This is a genomic window from Paraburkholderia hiiakae, from assembly GCF_904848665.1.
Taxonomy (GTDB): Bacteria; Pseudomonadota; Gammaproteobacteria; order Burkholderiales; family Burkholderiaceae; genus Paraburkholderia; species Paraburkholderia hiiakae.
The window spans coordinates 29,058-46,101 of sequence record NZ_CAJHCQ010000021.1; the positions used below are offsets into that span (position 1 = coordinate 29,058).

At 63.0% G+C, this 17,044-nt stretch carries 14 protein-coding genes and 1 pseudogene; 5 read left to right on the forward strand and 10 right to left on the reverse strand.

The features are described 5' to 3' along the window. Positions 1-54: 54 nt before the first annotated feature. On the forward strand, positions 55-1,851 hold the full coding sequence (locus tag JMY28_RS30560; RefSeq protein WP_201699654.1) for a thiamine pyrophosphate-requiring protein: 1,797 nt from the start codon (positions 55-57) through the stop codon (positions 1,849-1,851). Positions 1,852-2,003: 152 nt separating this feature from the next. Beyond that, on the forward strand, positions 2,004-2,267 hold the full coding sequence (locus JMY28_RS30565; protein WP_201699655.1) for a hypothetical protein: 264 nt from the start codon (positions 2,004-2,006) through the stop codon (positions 2,265-2,267). A 342-nt stretch (positions 2,268-2,609) separates the two neighbouring features. On the opposite strand, the gene JMY28_RS30570 is transcribed toward JMY28_RS30565, so the two are convergent. The 6 genes from JMY28_RS30570 to JMY28_RS30595 all read right to left on the reverse strand — a co-directional run bounded on the left by JMY28_RS30570 (position 2,610) and on the right by JMY28_RS30595 (position 5,984). Further along, on the reverse strand, positions 2,610-2,924 hold the full coding sequence (locus JMY28_RS30570; RefSeq protein ID WP_201699656.1) for a hypothetical protein: 315 nt from the start codon (positions 2,922-2,924) through the stop codon (positions 2,610-2,612). After that, positions 2,921-3,295 (reverse strand): phage holin family protein, encoded by a 375-nt coding sequence (locus tag JMY28_RS30575; RefSeq protein ID WP_201699657.1) that lies wholly within the window; start codon positions 3,293-3,295, stop codon positions 2,921-2,923. The genes JMY28_RS30570 and JMY28_RS30575 overlap by 4 nt, the downstream gene beginning before the upstream one ends. 35 nt (positions 3,296-3,330) lie before the next feature. Continuing rightward, the gene (locus tag JMY28_RS30580) at positions 3,331-3,585 is read right to left on the reverse strand and encodes a CsbD family protein (RefSeq protein WP_201699658.1); all 255 of its coding nucleotides are present in this window, start codon (positions 3,583-3,585) and stop codon (positions 3,331-3,333) included. Between the two features lie 104 nt (positions 3,586-3,689). Further along, the gene (locus tag JMY28_RS30585; RefSeq protein WP_201699659.1) at positions 3,690-3,866 is read right to left on the reverse strand and encodes a hypothetical protein; all 177 of its coding nucleotides are present in this window, start codon (positions 3,864-3,866) and stop codon (positions 3,690-3,692) included. Further along, positions 3,863-4,438, reverse strand: a complete 576-nt coding sequence (locus JMY28_RS30590; RefSeq protein WP_201699660.1) for a pyridoxamine 5'-phosphate oxidase family protein — start codon at positions 4,436-4,438, stop codon at positions 3,863-3,865. The genes JMY28_RS30585 and JMY28_RS30590 overlap by 4 nt, the downstream gene beginning before the upstream one ends. Before the next feature lie 316 nt (positions 4,439-4,754). Further along, entirely contained in the window at positions 4,755-5,984 is a 1,230-nt protein-coding gene (locus JMY28_RS30595) for a phosphatidylserine decarboxylase family protein (RefSeq protein ID WP_407945557.1), read from the reverse strand. Between the two features lie 576 nt (positions 5,985-6,560). Here JMY28_RS30595 and JMY28_RS30600 point away from each other — a divergent pair. Beyond that, a complete protein-coding gene (locus JMY28_RS30600) occupies positions 6,561-7,472 on the forward strand; it encodes a YihY/virulence factor BrkB family protein (RefSeq protein ID WP_201699662.1) in 912 nt (303 codons plus the stop codon). 171 nt (positions 7,473-7,643) lie between these two features. On the opposite strand, the gene JMY28_RS30605 is transcribed toward JMY28_RS30600, so the two are convergent. Genes JMY28_RS30605 through JMY28_RS30620 form a run of 4 tightly spaced genes read right to left on the reverse strand, consistent with a single transcriptional unit; the run spans position 7,644 to position 13,867 of the window. Beyond that, the gene (locus JMY28_RS30605; RefSeq protein WP_201699663.1) at positions 7,644-8,774 is read right to left on the reverse strand and encodes a hybrid sensor histidine kinase/response regulator; all 1,131 of its coding nucleotides are present in this window, start codon (positions 8,772-8,774) and stop codon (positions 7,644-7,646) included. Between the two features lie 13 nt (positions 8,775-8,787). Beyond that, positions 8,788-9,441: a chemotaxis protein CheB gene (locus JMY28_RS30610; RefSeq protein WP_407945558.1), complete on the reverse strand. Its 654-nt coding sequence runs from the start codon at positions 9,439-9,441 to the stop codon at positions 8,788-8,790. 29 nt (positions 9,442-9,470) lie between these two features. Further along, positions 9,471-10,319 (reverse strand): CheR family methyltransferase, encoded by an 849-nt coding sequence (locus tag JMY28_RS30615; protein WP_201699664.1) that lies wholly within the window; start codon positions 10,317-10,319, stop codon positions 9,471-9,473. Positions 10,320-10,348: 29 nt separating this feature from the next. Then, the gene (locus JMY28_RS30620; RefSeq protein WP_201699665.1) at positions 10,349-13,867 is read right to left on the reverse strand and encodes a response regulator; all 3,519 of its coding nucleotides are present in this window, start codon (positions 13,865-13,867) and stop codon (positions 10,349-10,351) included. Between the two features lie 1,320 nt (positions 13,868-15,187). On the opposite strand from JMY28_RS30620, the gene JMY28_RS30625 reads away from it, so the two are divergent. Together JMY28_RS30625 and JMY28_RS39570 are read left to right on the forward strand one after the other, a co-directional pair. Then, a complete protein-coding gene (locus JMY28_RS30625) occupies positions 15,188-16,291 on the forward strand; it encodes a hypothetical protein (RefSeq protein ID WP_201699666.1) in 1,104 nt (367 codons plus the stop codon). 112 nt (positions 16,292-16,403) lie between these two features. Beyond that, positions 16,404-16,466, forward strand: a pseudogene (locus JMY28_RS39570) (ESPR domain-containing protein); the annotation flags it as partial. Positions 16,467-17,044 lie beyond the last annotated feature (578 nt).

Consider the following 17,044-nt stretch of genomic DNA (forward strand, 5'->3'; position numbering starts at 1 on the left):
AGACCGGTTCAATCGTTCAAACGGTTCAAATCGGACCCCAAGGGAGAAGGGCAAATGGCGACCACCACCGTGAGCGACTTCATCGTCGAGCGGCTGTACGAATGGGGGGTGCGGCGCATCTTCGGCTATCCCGGCGACGGTATCAACGGTGTGTTCGGCGCGCTGCGACGCGCGCAGGACAAGATCGAATTCGTCCAGGCGCGTCACGAGGAAATGGCCGCCTTCATGGCGAGCGCGCATGCGAAGTTTACCGGTGAGCTGGGCGTCTGCATCGCCACCTCGGGGCCGGGGGCGACGCACCTGCTCACGGGGCTCTACGACGCCCGGCTCGACCATATGCCCGTGCTCGCCATCACGGGCCAGCAGGCGCGCGCCGCGCTCGGCGCGCACTATCAGCAGGAACTCGATCTCGTCTCCCTGTTCAAGGACGTGGCGGGAGCCTACGTGCAACAGCCGAGTGTGCCTGCGCAGGTGCGCCACGTCGTGGACCGCGCGGTGCGCATTGCGCTCTCGCAGCGCACAGTCACGGCGATGGTGCTGCCCAACGACCTGCAGGAACTCGACTATGAGCCGCCCGCGCGCAAGCACGGCACCGCGCATTCTGGCGTAGGTTACGCCACGCCCGAGGTCGTGCCGCGCGAGGCAGACCTCAAGCGTGCGGCCGAGGTGCTCAATGCGGGCCATCGCGTGGCTATCCTCGTGGGCGCCGGTGCGTTGCATGCCACTGACGAAGTCATCGCTGTGGCTGAGCGGTTGCATGCGGGCGTGGCGAAGGCGCTGCTCGGCAAGGCCGTGGTGCCCGACGATCTGCCTTGGGTGACGGGCTCCATCGGACTGCTAGGCACCAAGCCAACCGACGAGATGATGTCCTCGTGCGACACCTTGCTGATGATCGGCTCCGGCTTCCCCTATTCGGAATTCCTGCCGAAGGAGGGTGACGCACGTGCGGTGCAGATCGACATCGACGCGGGCATGCTCAGCCTGCGCTATCCGATGGAGGTGAACCTCGTGGGCGACAGCGCGGCCACGCTGCGTGCTCTCTTGCCGCTGCTGGAGCAGAAGAACGCACAGGGCTGGCGCAATCGCATCATTCACGCGGGCGAGCGCTGGCAGCGCGTGCTGCAGGAGCGTGCGCTGGCGGCGACGGGCGGCAAGGTCAATCCTCAGCGCGTTGTGACCGAGCTTTCGCCGCGCCTGCCCGATGGTGCGATCGTCACGAGCGATTCAGGCTCGTGCGCGAACTGGTATGCGCGCGACCTCAGGATCCGCCGCGGCATGATGTGCTCGCTTTCCGGCGGCCTCGCTTCGATGGGGGCGGCGGTTCCGTACGCCATCGCAGCGAAGTTCGCGCATCCCGAACGGCCCGTGGTCGCGCTCGTGGGCGACGGCGCCATGCAGATGAACAACATGGCCGAACTCGTGACCGTGGCGAAATACTGGCGACAATGGGCGAGCCCGCGCTGGATCTGTTGCGTGTTCAACAACGAGGACCTGAATCAGGTCACGTGGGAGCAGCGCGTGATGCAGGGCGATCCGAAATTCGAGGCCTCGCAGGATATTCCGAACGTGCCGTATCACCGCTTTGCGGAGCTTATCGGCCTCACAGGCATTTATGTCGACGACCCGGAGCAGCTCGGCGACGCGTGGGAGCAGGCGCTGGCTGCGCAGCGGCCCGTGGTGCTCGAAGTCAAGACCGATCCCGAGGTGCCCCCGCTGCCGCCGCACGTGACGCTCGACCAGGCGCGCCATTTCGCGCGCGCGCTCATGCAGGGCGATCCGGCCGAAACTAGCGTGATCGCCAACACGGCGCGCCAGGTCATGGCGTCGGTTATTCCCGGCAAAAAGAGCTGAGTGTGGCAAGGACCATGGCGCCGGCACGTGTATGTGTCGCGCGCCGGAGGAAAGGCGTTGGGGAACGCGACGTGCGCTGCTGAAGGGACGTGCGTGGGCCGCCTGTCGGATGCCGCACGTTTCTTTCAACGCGATGATGAGGAAAGCCAATCATGAAACCCCTTCACTATCTCTTGCCGGCGCTCCTGAGCGCTACGTTTGCCGTATCGGGCGTCGCTGTGGCGCAGGGCGCAGGTGGCGGCAGCAGTGGCACCGGTCCGGGTCAAGGCAGCGGCGACCAGGCGATGGCCGCTGCGTCCGGCACATCCGCGACGCATCACAAGGCCCACAAAAAGACCGCGCATGCGAAGAAGCCGATGAACGATACGACCAATACGCCGGGCGCGGATGCGAGCAGCGACACCAAGGGTCAGTAACGCCCTAGGGGCAAGCGCGCGGCGCGGCTCGAATCGTGAGCGCGCTTGCTCGGTGGTGTACGGCGTCGCGGAGGTGCGCCATCGTCGGGCGAGAGAAATAAGGCGGGCGGTGGCGCGAAATCGCATATGCGCGACGGTAAGAGCGGGGTCCGGCTTGCGCTGCTTGACTGAACTTTCGTATCGGCCACGAAGCGGCTTATGACGCTCGCGGCGGTTGGTTTCCGGTCCGCGGCCGTGCATAACGACCGCAGGAGTGTGCGTGACGGCTCACCCGCTGGCGGGCAGCCCGGAAGGTTCGCCGCATGACTGTCTTGTATTGATCTTGCGCGCGCGGCGGCCTGCTCAACGCCCGACGAAAGTGCGGACGCTCCGCGCAACCCACCCCGTAACTCCTGCCCGCATGACCACGGGCGCGATGCGCTTCGGGCCGACGATCAGTGAGCCGAGGAGGATCGAAGCGAATAGCGTGACAGTGGGCGCATCCAGCAACGCGCGACCGAGATTCGAAATGGTTAGTGCCTTATCCGACATCCGCTTTTTCCGGGCCCGCGTGGCGCGCAGTTCAAGATTCGCAGCGAGCAGCTGGGCGCGCGCGAGCGCCATGCGATCGATGATGGCAGCTTCCCGCTGGCGCCGTTGTTCGCTTTGACCGTTCACTTGAGTGCCTCCTTGAGCGTTTCGAGATCGGCGCGAAGCTCGCGCTTCAGGATACCGAACGACTGCACTGGCCGCTGCGCCCGATACGACAGCCAGGCGGTGATCGACAGGGCAAACCAGGCAATCGCGACTGCCCACACAACCGCGAGAGAATAGCGGGTGTTCCACGCGGACGCGATCAGCGCGATGCAAAAGAACGAGAGGGAAAAAAGCCCGCTGACGGCCAGGGCGACCAGCGCGATGATTTCGCGTGTCAGGCGGGCGCGCGTTTCGGCGAGTTCGACCGAAAGTAGTTCGCCGTATTCGCCGACGCACAGCAGCGCAAAGCGCGAGACATTTCGCCAGCTGTCCAGCTTCGATTGGATCAACATCACAGTCTCCTGCATCGCCCGTGCGTTGCGGACGGTCAGTCGCGTCCCGACGCCCAGAGCGCGCCCAGGACGAAACCAATGGCCGCCGTCGCGCCGAGCACGAGCAAGGGGTTCTCGGACATCACGTCGCGCGCGACGATCGCGGCGTCGGCCATCAATTGTTTCGACTCGCCGCATAATGCTTTCGCCTTGCCCGAGATGCGCATCGCAGGATCGTCCAGTATGGCTCCCGCGGCGTCTTTCAAATCGCCCGTCGCTTCGTCGATAATTCCTTCCGTTTTCGTGGCCATGGTGTTCTCCTTCGGCGTGTATCTGCGCCAGGTAGTGGTCTGTGATTCGCTAGCAGCAATGGGTGTGCCACGTGCGACCGACGCCCTTCACCAAGTGACGCAACTCATATCGCGCCAAGCCAGGGAAGTCCGTCCCGCGAGACATCCTCGTCGTCGACGACAATGCGGGGGTCCTCGAGAATTGGCGCCCCATCATCGCACTGATCGACATCGGTATGCCCGGCATGAATGGCTTCGAACTGGTACCCGAGTGTGAACGCCACGGGCAATAACTTGCTCAAGGTGCGATCCAGGTTGATTCCCAGGTGCTGTCGTGGCGCGTAAAGCGGGCGCGTCGTGGACAGTCGGCCGCCGATTCGTCCAGCCAGTCAAAATGATGCGGGCGCACTTCAACGACACAAAAGTGCGAAAGTCCCTCGTCGGCCCCCGGCGCATGCGTCCCGCCGAAGGCATCCTCGGGTTGTGCGATCGGCACACCTGGCGAAATCGAAGTCCTGTAGGCGATAAGTGACCGATCGGGGCTCGAGTTCCACGCATCGCGTCGGGTTTGGCCGTCACGCAAAATCTGGGCTTCGCCAAAAATGCGGAGTTGCAGTTTGAGATCTGCGGCCACGCCAACAAGCGCGACGCGCGATTGCCGGGCCAATTCCGCAATCTTTGGCGAACGGATATCGGTATGGAAGCGGATGACGTTGTCCCGCTCGCTGGCGTGACGTAACAAGACGGTACGGATATTGGGGCAGCCATTGAGGCCGATCGTCGCGACCTGAATCGTCTTGAACGGGCGGTTGCCATCGAGTGTTGCGGCATGCAAATGTGCCCAGATCTGCGTAAGGATGGTGTCGAGGCTCATAGCGTCACTCCCGTTGGGTGTAGAGCGTTCATGCCTGTGGACAGGAAACGTCCGCGCGTATCAGAGAAGGTTGGTTTATTCATGCGCAAAGCAATCGGGTTTGCGAATGTCGTCAGTGGACTGATGGCGTCGTGGCCTTTGTGCGACGGGTCATCCACCTCAATTGAATGGACCGTAGAGCGGCAGAGTCATGGCCCCTGATCGTCCCGCTGGCGTAGAGTCATCTCATTTCAAACGACCCGGCGAGCATGCCAACATCGGGCACCGTTACTGACGGGTCGAGCGGTAAGTACGCCGAACAATGCGGCTTCGGCACTCAGAGTGCAGCCAGCGCGAGGCGCGAATTGACCTTGAGCGGCGGGACATTGTCGCGGTAAGGCGGGCGCGGTTCGAGCGCACGGAGCACGCCAGGCTGGAAGATCAGGCAATACGTGCTGCCTCCGTATTGGAAATAGCCAAGCTCGTCTCCCTTGGCCACGTGTTGGCCCTGCATTGCGACGATACGACACGACGAGACCTCGGCCATGCCGACGAAGACGCAGGCGACGAGCCCGAGCGAGCGTTCGTCCGCTTCGATCACGAGGACTGCCCGCGCCGCAACCGCCGTTGTGTAGCCCTGCGAATCGTTCAGTCCGCGCGCGTCGGTACCCTCAGCCTCGATTTCGGAGTAGTACGTGCCGTCGACGTTGTACGCTTCGCGGATGGTGCCCGCAACCGGCGCGTGCCAGCGGTGGTAGTTGAACGCGCTTAGATAGCCCTGGTACACGCTGCCACCCACGAAGCGCTCTGCGACGTCGGGCGCGGTGCCGGCCAGGATTTCGCGCAGTGAATAGGGCTGTGCCTTGATCCAGAAGCAATCGTGAAGCTGGCATTGCTCTCTCAGGTCATAGGGCGCCGCTTCGCAGGCGTTGACAATAATGGCGGGGTTCGATGGCTCATCGACAGGCCGCGCGCCCTCGCGCAGGCGGCGCGTGAAAAAGTCGTTCCACGACGCGAAGCCCCAATGCGCCAGCGAGCGCTCGCAGAGATAGTCGTCGAGATGCATTTTCTCCTGCGCGGCCTCGCAGAACCAGCCGTCCGGCTCGGCGCTCGTGAGGTGCGTGCGCGAATGCGGTCCGCTCAGAAACCCGCACCAGTGCGAGAGCACCTTGCGCAATTGCGTGTTGAACGCAGGATCGCGGAACACGGCATAACCCGAGGGCATGCACATCGGCCAGTCGAGCACGAGATTCAACGGCGTGGCGATCGGCACCGATGCGTTAAAGGGCGGTGCGTAGGTTGTCAGGTAATCGACGATGTTCATCAGTTCGTCGATATTGCCGTAACCCAGCGCGAAGCCCGCGTGCCGCGCCTCGTCGATCGCGCGCGAGAGGTTCATGCGCAGCACGGTGTCGCCCTGCACGAGTTCGGCGAGCGCACGCACCACATTCGCCCTTGGGGCGCAGCGCGTATGCTCGCGTGCTGCGGCGGCGATGCGCAGACGGAAGTCCGCCGCGACGGCTTCCTTTTGTGGCATCCAGTTACCAAGGCGGCGCTTGGTGTTCATCGCAGGTCGAGCCGTTGCGTCCATGGGGTTGCCCCTGTGCATCGTGACTGTTGCGCTGTAACAGCAAGCAGGATGCCTCGTTCCGGTGTAGGCGCCGTCGAATGCTCTGCACCATGCCTGTCACCCCGCAAATGCACCGTGACAGGGTGTCAGGTCCGCTGTTTGCTTCTATTGTGGCTACCGGGTGCGTGCCTCCGCATGCCGATTCCGCGGGCATCGCGCGTTGATCTTGATTCGGCGCGTTGACTTTGACCTGTCCTCGGGGCCGAGCGAGGCGCAATGCGGAAAGCAAATGGAACGGATGGGTCAGTTCATGTGCGAAATGAAATCAGATGGCCATTAGGCATGGATTTCGCCGCGAAGTGAGGCGGCTCAGAGCGGAGAGGGCGACGCAGCTTGCCGCGAGGCAACGTCACGGTAACGTGCTCAGTGCGGGCCGGCGTGGGTGAAATTGCCTTCGCTGGACGTTGATCTGTAGCCGGAAACGTCGCGCACGCCGCTCCGTCTTGAGTAGCTAAGCCCAGCCCGCAACACCAGCGACGCCGGTCACGCGAACGCAGGAAAAAGGGGTCTCTTTTGAGCAGGACCAGCAAGCCATCTGGGCACGCGTTGCACTTCGTTACAGTGCATCCCGTCCGGTTCGTGTTCCTTGTGTGCAAGGCGTTTCGCAGCAACCAGGGATTTCTGCTCGCGGGCGCGATCGCATACTATGCGTTGCTCTCGATCATTCCGCTACTGATACTCGTCGCGATTGCATTCAATCACTTCGTCGGCGAGCAGTTGCTGCTCGATACCCTTGCACATTTGCTCCAATGGCTAATACCCGGGCAGTCTGGAGCGATTGTGGCCGAGCTTGCAAACTTTCTGGCACATCGAGCGGTGATTGGCTGGTATCTCGTTGTCACGATGATCTTTTTCAGTTCGCTCGCGTTTACGGTGCTTGAGAACGCACTGTCTATCATCTTCGTGCACCGGGTCGTGATCCGGCGCAGACACTTCCTGCTGTCGGCGATACTGCCTTATCTGTTCAGCCTGTCACTTGGTATCGGCATCCTCCTGGTGACGCTTGTGTCTAGCAGTCTTCATGCCATTGCGAGCGACCATGTCGTACTTTTTGGCCGTGTGCTGACGCTGACCGGCGCGACTCGCGTCGTGCTCTACCTGTGTGGCTTCGCAGGTGAAATTCTCGTACTGACAGCGATTTATCTGGTGATACCGGCAGGGCGCACGACGGTGCGTCACGCGCTCCTCGGTGCTGTCGCGGCGGGCGTGCTGTGGGAGATAACGCGACGCGCGCTGGTCTGGTATTTTGCGACCCTTTCCCAGGTAAGTGTCGTCTACGGGTCGCTGACGACTGCGATCGTTGTGCTTTTCAGTCTCGAAGCCTTGGCCACATTAATGCTTTTCGGCGCGCAACTCATCGCAGAGTACGAGCGCATCGATAAGCTCAACGGCGATTCCGCAACACCACCGGCTGTGGCGCGGTGAGCGCAGCGTACGGCTGACTGCCTCGCTGGTATTGTCGCCTGCGTGGTCGCCTTGGCGTCGTCAGTAGTTGGACTGGACCCCTGAGGCTGGACCGATCTGGATCTGCACATTAAACCGGCTGCTGGGCGAGCAGCGCCTCAAACCGTTGAGTGGCAGGCAACGCGCACACGTTCAGTCTCCCTGGATCGCCACCTGAACATCGCCGCCCGGCGCGCGAGGCAACCGGATCGTAAAGACCGTGCCCTCCTTTTCGCTCGACGTGACGCTCACATCGCCGCCGTGCGTGCGGGCGATCAGCCGCACGATATGCAGACCGAGGCCGAGCCCCGAGCCCTGCTGCCGCGCGCGCGTGGCAGTGCTGAATGCGTCGAATAGCAGCGGTACGACGTCCGGCGCGATCGCGCCGTGGTTTGCCACCGTTATGAGCACCTCCGAGGGCGTTTTGCCGCGCGCGCTCACGCGCACGGGCATTTCGGGCGCACCGTGCGTGAGCGCGTTGCTAACGAGGTTAGACACGGCCTGGGCGATGAGGTCGGCGTCCCATTGGCCGCAGAGGTCGCCGTGGCTCTCGAAAACCAGCCGTCCCGCTGCCACTTTCGCGGCGAACTCTTCGATGACCGTCAGGCACAGCGCGTCAAGCTGGACCGCCGAGCGGCGCAGTGGCAGACGACCTCCCTGCAGGCGCGCGAGATTGAGCAGTTGTTCGACCATGTGCGTCATACGACGCCCGCAATTCTCGATGCGTCGTCCCACCGTCACGATTTTTTCGTCCGTCGCGGCACGCTTGAGGAATTCCGCGGAATCCATCACGGCCGAGAGCGGCGTGCGCAGGTCGTGGCTCAATACCGCCATCAGCATTTCATTGGCCTCGAGCATCTGGCGCGTCGCGGCGAGCTGTTCCGCGAGCTGCCGCTTCTGCAGATCCAGTTGCACGAAGATGGCGACCTTCGACTGCACGATGCGCGGCTCGATTGGCTTGTAGAGGAAGTCCACCGCGCCGGCTTCGTAGCCCTGGAACGTGCGAATCGCGTCCTGCGAGGTCGCGGTGAGGAAGATGATCGGTACGTGCGATGTGCGCGGGCTGCCGCGGATCAGCGAGGCCAGCTCGAAGCCGCTCATGCCCGGCATGTTGACGTCAAGGACGGCTACAGCGACGTCGTGTTCGAGCAGCAATTCGAGCGCTTCCACACCGGAGCGCGCAAGCAGCAGCCTGACCTCCGGCCGCGCGAGAAGGGCCGAGAGCGCCGTGAGGTTGTGTTCGATGTCGTCGACGATCAGAACATTGACGGTTCGCTGTGTCATGCGGTGGTCCTGGTCATTCCTTGTCGATTCGTTGTTCGCCCCACGCGGCGAGCCGCGCGGCGATAGCAGCAGGGGTCATCGTCTCGTGCACGGCGCCGAGCGCGATCGCCGCCTCCGGCATGCGCGGCGCGAGCGCGCTTTCGGGCGTCTGCGCCCAGACCGTGCCGCCCGCGGCGCGTATCGCAGCGAGGCCGCGCGCGCCGTCGTCGTTCGCGCCAGTGAGCAGGATGCCGAGCAGACGCGCTCCGTATGCGGTCGCTGCCGACTCCATGAGCGCGTCGATCGACGGGCGCGAGAAGCGCACGGGTGCGTCGATAGATAGCGCGACATTCGCGTCGCTGTCCACCAGCATGTGGTAGTCGGGCGGCGCGACGTAGACGTGTCCGGCCAGGATCGGCTCACCCGCGTCGGGTTCGCTCACCGGCAGCGCGCAAAGATTCGCGAGCGCCTGCACAAGGAAGCTTGGCGTGCCTGGCGGCAGATGCATCACGATCAGTAGGGCCGCGTCGAACGAAGCCGGCACGCTCGGCAGTATCCGGCCCAGCACCTCCACGCCGCCCGCGGAGGCGCCGATCACCACTGCGTCGAACCGCCCCCGGCGCATGCGCCCGCCCGCGCCGGGCGGAACGCGGCGGGCGGCGGGAGGCTTCTGGCGCGAGTCGTCCATGACGATGCGATCCTTGCTGGCGATTCCAGTCAGCGTTTCTGGTAGATGCGTTCGGCCGGGCAGAACTCGTCGAACGCCGCATGATGCCTTGAAAACCTCAGATTTTCCTTGCTGCCGAAGCCGAGAAACCCGCGCCGCACCAGCGCCTGTTCAAAGAGGCCGATGGCGCGGTCCTGCAACCGCCGGTCGAAATAAATCAGCACGTTGCGGCACGACACGAGATGCGCTTCGAGGAACACTTCGTCCGTCGCCAGGCTGTGGTCCGCGAACACCACACGCTCCTTGAGTGCGCCTGAGAGACGCGCGCCGCCATAGGCCGCGTGATAGTAGTCGGAGAGCGTGCGCCGGCCGCCCGCGGCGAGATAGTTCTGACTGAATCCCGTGAATCGCTCCACGGGATAAATGCCCGACTCCGCACGCTCGAGTGCGTCGGGGCTGATATCGGTTGCGTAGAATAGCGTGCGCTCGGCCAGCCCTTCTTCTTCGAACAGGATCTTCAGCGACCACAGCTCCTCGCCTGTGCTGCAGCCCGCCACCCACACCTTGAGCGAGGGATAGGTCTGCAACACCGGCAGGACGTGGCGGCGCAGCGCGAGAAAGTAGTCCGGATCGCGAAACATGTCGCTCACCTGAACGGTCATATAGCCGAAAAGGCGCGAGAAGTCGTCGGCGCTGCGCAAGATGCGATCCTGAAGCTGGCTCAGCGTCGCGACGCCGAAATCCTGGCGCGCCTGCTCCAGACGCCGGCGCAGCGAGGGCAGCGAATAGTGGCGGAAGTCGTGCTGATACTTCAGATAAATCGCTTCGAGCAGCAGGCGCAACTCGATGTCGAAATCGCTCATCGTCCGTCGTGCGCCGCTCGTCACTGGTTCGGTCATGATGGGTTCCCGGAGCGTGGCCGGCTGCGTCATTTACGCAGCCAGACGCGGCACAGTGATACGAGCTTGTCCACGTCGATCGGTTTCGAAACGTAGTCGTCCGCGCCTGCCTCGAGGCAGCGCAGGCGGTCGTCGGCCATCGCTTTCGCGGTTAGCGCGATCACCGGCAGGCGCGCGAAGCGCGGGTCTTCCCGCAGCGCCCGCATGGCGGCGATGCCGTCCATTTCCGGCATCATCACGTCCATCAGCACGAGATCGACCTTGGGCGTGATATTGAGCAGATCGAGCGCCTCGCGTCCGTTGCGCGCGATCACGAGCGTCGCGCCGAGCGGTTCGATCACATGCGAGAGCGCGAAGATGTTGCGCACGTCGTCCTCGGCCAGCAGGATCGTCTTGCCCTCGAACGTGCCGTCGCGCTGGCGCACGGCGCGCAGCATGCGCTGCTGCTCCGGCGCGAGCGAAGATTCCACACTGTGCAGGAACAAGGTCACTTCGTCGAGCAGGCGCTCGGGCGAGCGCGCGCCCTTGATGATGATCGACCTGGAATAGCGGCGCAGGCGCTGCTCGTCGTCGTCCGAGAGCATGCGGCCGGTGTAGACGATCACGGGCAGCGTCGCGTAGCCCGAATCGCCGGCGAGCGTTTCGAGCAGGTCGTAGCCGGTGCCGTCGGGCAGCGTGAGATCGGTGACGATGCAGTCGAACACGCCTTGCGCGATCTGCGTGTGCGCATCGGCGAGGGTGCCCACCGCAACGATTTCCACGCCGTCGCCCACCAGAAGCGCGCGGATGCTTTCGCGCATCGCGCGGTCGTCCTCGATAACGAGCACGCGCTTCACGCGCTGTTCGAGGCGCGTCTCCAGCCGCCGGATCGCCGCTTCGAGCGTGCTGCGCGCCGTGGGCTTGAGGGTGTAGCCGACGGCGCCGAGGTGCAGCGCCTTGTCGGCGTGATCGGTGGCCGAGACGATGTGCACCGGCACATGGCGCGTGAGCGGATCGCTCTTGAGCCATTCGAGCAAGGAGAGGCCGGAGCGGTCCGGCAAGCCGATGTCGAGCAGCACCGCGACCGGCGCTTCGTCCTTCACCATGGCGAAGCCGGTGGCGCCGTCTGCGGCGTGGAGGAAGTCGAAATTCAGCTCCCGCACGAGATCGCGCAGGATTTCCGCGAACGGAAGGTCGTCCTCGATCACGAGAATTGCGCGCTTGCCGTGGGAGCGGCAGTCACGGTCGTCGGCAAGGGCTTGCTCTGGCTGCGCTTTCTGCTGCGCCTCCGGTGTGGCCGCAGCGCCCGATGGCGCGAGCGCCTGCATGAGGGCGACGGCGGCCGGCGCCCGGTCTTCCGGGCCCGCGCTTGCGGGCCGCTTCGACCGCGGTTCGGTCTGCACAGTCGCGTCCCGCGCCACTGCCGCGCTGTCGAGCGGCAGCCAGAGCGTAAACACGCTGCCCATGCCCGGCTCGCTCGCCACGCCGATGCGACCGCCGAGAAGCCGCGAGAGTTCGCGCGAGATCGACAAGCCCAGGCCGCTGCCGCCATATTGGCGGCTCGTCGAGCCGTCGGCTTGCTGGAACGCCTCAAAGATCATTTCGAGCTTGTCCTGCGGGATGCCGATTCCGGTGTCCCGCACATCGAAGCGAACCACCTTCGCATCGACGAGCGAGAGGGTAAGCGCCACTTCACCATGCGCCGTGAACTTCAACGCGTTCGAGAGCAGGTTGCGCAGGATCTGCAGCACCCGCTGGCCGTCGGTTACGAGCGTGTCCGGCACGCCGGGCAGGCGGTCGATCGTGAAGGCGACATTCTTCTCGTGCGCGAGCGGCACGAAGGTTTCCCTGAGCGAGGCCATCACGTCGTCGAGCTTGACGGGTTCGAGCATCAACTGAACCTGGCCCGCTTCGACCTTGGAGAGATCGAGAATGTCGTTGATGAGGGAGAGAAGATCGGTGTTCGACGCGTGGATCGTGGCCGCGTAGCGCACCTGCTCTTCCGTGAGGTTGCCGGAGCGGTTCTGCTGCAGCAGATTCGCGAGGATCAGCGAGCTGTTGAGCGGCGTACGGAGTTCGTGTGACATGTTCGCGAGGAATTCCGACTTGTAGCGGCTCGACTGCTCGAGGCGCTCGGCGTTCTTCGTGAGTTCGTTCTGGGCGACTACGAGTTCGCTCTTTTGTGTCTCGAGGCGCCGCGCGTACTCCTCCAGCTGGACGTTGGTCTGCTCCAGCTCCGTCTGCTGCGCTTCGAGGCGCGCCTGCGAGTCCATCAGCGCGCGTCCGCGCTCTTCCAGGCCCTCGTTCGCGACCCGCAATTCCTCCTGCTGCACCTGCAATTCGTGGTTCAGCTGCTGCGCTTCGCCATAGGCGGCTTCGAGCCGCTCGCGCGACACGGCCGCCTGCACGAGGTCGCCCATGGTGCTCGCCACGCGCGAGAGAAGCTCGCTGTCGCGCGGCAGCAGCGCGTGCATGAAGCCTAGTTCCACGACGCCGTTGACGCGGCCCGAGGCGTCGATGGGCGCGATCAGCAGCGACGCGGGCGCGGCCGACCCCAGCCCTGACTCGACCTTCAGGTAGCCGGTGGGAGCCTCGCGCAGCTCGATGACGCGTCGCGACGCGGCGGCCTGGCCCACGAGCGTCTGGCCGTTTTGGAGTTCCGCCACGTTGTACGCGCTCTCGTTGCCGAACCCGAATGTTGCAATGCGACGAAGCGTCGGGTCGTGACCGTCTCGCACATAGAGCGTGGCAATGCTTGCGTTCAGGTAGCCCGCGAGACAGTCGAGCATCGCACGACCCACGTCTGCGAGCGCTTCCTTGCCCGTGCCGCTCTCGGCGAGCAGGCGCTGCCCGGAACGCAGCCAGACCTGCTCGGTGAGTGCCTCAGACTGTTCGGCCTGACCCCGCAGCGCTTCGTCGTAGGTACGCGAGAGCGCCGTCAATTCGCGGCGGCCGAACCACGCGAGCAGGCCGTTCACGATCACGGTGAGCGCGAGAAAGATGGCCACGGTGGCGAGCGTGAGCTGCCGCGCGGCTGTCGTGCGCTCCTGGCGTAGTCGGTTTTCCACCTCGAGAAAATCGGCAAATTCACTGCGGATCGCGTTGGCGTTCGCTACACCGCTCTCGGTCTGCACGATGGCGAGGTCTGTGTCGTGCGCGCGCCTCAGACGGATCGCCTCGCGTGCGACCGCGTCCCATTGGGTGACGATCGCGCCGATGCGCTTGAGGCGCTCCACCTGGGGCGGATTGTCGGCGACGAGCGCGGAAAGGCTGTCGATCTGCGCGTTAAAGCGCGGACGGCCCACCTCGTAGAGCGATAGCGTGCGCTCGTCGCCGTTGAGGAGGAACCCGCGCAAGCTCGACTCGCGGTCTGCCTGCACGCGCTGGAGTTCGTAGGCTTCCCCAATCACGCGCTCGGAATGCTCGGCCCAGTTCATCGTGGAGACGAGATACGCGATCAACGCGACGAAGACGACGACGGTCGCGAAACCCGCTAGAAGCGGCAGGGCGACATTGCGCTGAATGATGCGTTTGAAGCGGAGCGGATCAATCGCAGTTTGTGCGGGCATTTTTTCCGAATCGTTGTATGACACGCAGAACATCGGAAATGTCGACCGGATTTTGCACGCGACTCGGTGCGCCAGCCGGGGGCTGGAGAGACATTTTCCGCCAGATAAGGGCAAATCGATGCACACGCAATCATACAAAAGCTTGCCGGTTGCACGAAGTCTCAATCGTTTCTCATCGCGCGGCGAGCCTCGGCCACGTATGCCGGCGGCGACGATCTCAGGCCGGGCTCCGGTGGCGGAGCGGGCCACCGAGCGATGCTCAGTGTCCGGAGACTCATTCGATTTACCTCCAGCGGTCACCGCATGTAACGTGATGGCGGACCCTCAACCGGTTGAACGACGACGTGACTAGCCAGCGATGTATATGAGCGGCTGCCTGTGGCCCGACTCGTCGAATTGGTGCTCTCGGCCAGGTTGAGTCATGCATCTGCGTCGATGCGGGCCATCGGGCAGGCAGTTCCTGCTCGCTCAACGGACACTGAGGGACAGGAGTTGGAGTCGCCCCCTTCCAGTTGTCGAACGAATCCTTCCGAGACTCCAGCATCTTGATGCCAAGGGCGCGCGCAAATGAGCACTGGCGGATATTAGCGCTGATATCCGCCAGTGCTCTCGCCCGACTCGCGTGGACTTGCCCTTGCATGACGGGACACGCGGTCACGCTTAGGTTGGAGAATTTGCTCGTTGGCGAAATTCGCGTGGCGAGCGGTACAGGGCGCTGTGCGGATGTGACTCGTTGTCGTAGTCAAACGCAATGGCCAAGCCCCCGCTGCCACCATTGTCGGAGTCATCGCCGTGAACGTCCCGCCGGCACAGATCATGTAGTGCGCGATTGGATGACGTCCGCCTCGTCCTGTGTCGAATCAGCGACGTCTTCAACCGCCCAGTCCTCTCGGGATATCAGTCTTTCTGTGCTGGGCTTTTCGGTGCAACGAAAATGTAAAGAATTGGTAGCCGCAAGCCGATAACCCTAAGGGTAAGCAACAAGCCACCGAAACGTTGCCGACCGGTGGGCGGGAAGCGACCGCATAGCCTGTTTCTGGTCACGTTTGGCGATGCGGGCTTTCAGGGCACCAAATTTCGTGCGCGCGACTTTTCGCGGTGACGATAGCGATCAAAAGTCAGTGGCCCGAGCCACTATTTCATTTAGTGCGCCTTATGTAGTTAAATAACTACAATTCCATGTTGAGACACTACTTCGTCAGATCGACAAACAAGCTCTTTGATAGAGGCCACGTCCGGTACGCGGCGTACCCGCACATCTTACTGCGCGCGATGCTTGCAGTCCTTTCGCCGTTGCTCTGTCTCTGGCCGGCCTGCGCCATGCCGGCCGGCGCATGGGAACTGGCTTATCGGGACAACTACGCCTATTCGGCACAGGACCCTGCTGACACCACTTTCAATACCTGGTTCTGGCGGGAAGATGCGTCCGCAACACATGTTTTTAATATCACTGATATCGACGGCTGCACAGTAGATAAGCCCTGTGTTCGGCTTACCGCCAAAGCGACCGCATCGCCCGCACCGTATACCAATGCGGAGATGTACAACAATTCTTGTATCAAGGACAGCGGAGCAGGATTGTCGAAAAGCGCGTGGGGCCAGGCGCTGGGTCTGCAAATCGACTACAACTGCGCCCAACCCTATCCCTATAGAAAGCCGCTTTCGCCGGCACCGTTCCCCGGTGTTCACTCGTCGTGGGCAACTCCGTCAGCGCCGGTGTATCTGGAACCCAACCTCCTGACTTTCTCCGTCTTCGATACGGAATCTCCCTGGAAAACGATCCGTGACGTTGCTTTCAACAATCCTTGGCAAGCTGGACCGCACAACAACGTCCGCCTTACTACCGAAATCAAGGCCGAGAACGAACATCAGGGCGGAAGCCGGGGCTGGGGTTTCTGGAACACGACGATGGATCCACTCACGATCCAGTTGGCCTGGTTCATGGAGTACAGCGTGCCGGGCAATCCAGCGGCAAGCAGAGTCCTCTTGCAGACCGTCACGCCTTTGTCGAGCAAGGACGGCTTGATGGTTTGTGAAACCACCTTGGCCAATCCGGGCAGCATCTACGCCTGGCATACCTACCGTATCGAATGGCTGGCATCCGTCGTCCGCTATTACGTCGACGATGTTCAAGTTGCGGAGCATCAGGCTGTCTTGAGCCGCCATATGGCTTTCCACAACTGGGTGGACAACCGGAACTATGGCCCGGAGCAGAATGGACTATCCAATTTTCCCCTCACGGGAGATAAATCAAACGTGATTCGCAGTTTCGTCGTCGAGCATCAGCCTACCGTGAACAAAGCTGACGTATCCGGGAAAAAATGGGCGGGGGATGCAATGTGCCGCACGGTGTCGAAAGGTGCACTTGAGAAAGAAAAATTCCAATCGCCGCGCGACATCATTCAATTCATGGTGCAGAAATAATAGTGATGAACCTTGAATCGCATTTCTGGCAGCGAAGGCAATAAAGAGCGGTCGACCGAAAGCAATGGATCGGGGCGGATCCTGTAATTCTCATCAAATCATAAAAATATCAATGAATCACATCTATCGGACTATCTGGAATCACTCGCTCGGGGCCTGGCAGGTGACTTCCGAAATCGCCCGCGCACGGGGCAAAGCATCGAGCAAGGCTGTGGCGGTCGCCGGTCTGATGCTTGGCGGCGTTCTGATGCCAATGACGGGTGCCGTTGCTCAATCGTCGGGCCTGCTTGTGGGCACTGGCGGAAGCGGCGACACGGGTGGGATCAACTACGGCGGCGCCGGTGCTATCGGCGGCGGCGGCGGCGGCGGCGATTTCCAGTACGGCGGCGGCGGCGGCGGTGGCATGGGCGGCGGGGGCGGCGGCGGGATAAATCCATCTACCCTCACCCCAAACCCATACGGCGGTAATGGCGGAGGCGTCGCTGGCGGCATTGGCGATACGACAGGCCACGGCGGCGGCGGCGATACGAACGGCATCTTGGGCGGGACAGGTAACGGCCAGAACGCTAGTGCCGCAATTTCTGTCACGAGTTACGGCAGCACCCTGGCGATCGGCTCGTCGGCGAGTTACGACTATGTGGGCATAGGCGGTGGTGGCGGCGGTGGTGCCGAAGAGTCGGTTTCCAATGCTGCTGATGGCGCGAATGGCACATTGACTGTCAACGGTCGAGGCGTTCAGTTCACCGTCAACTC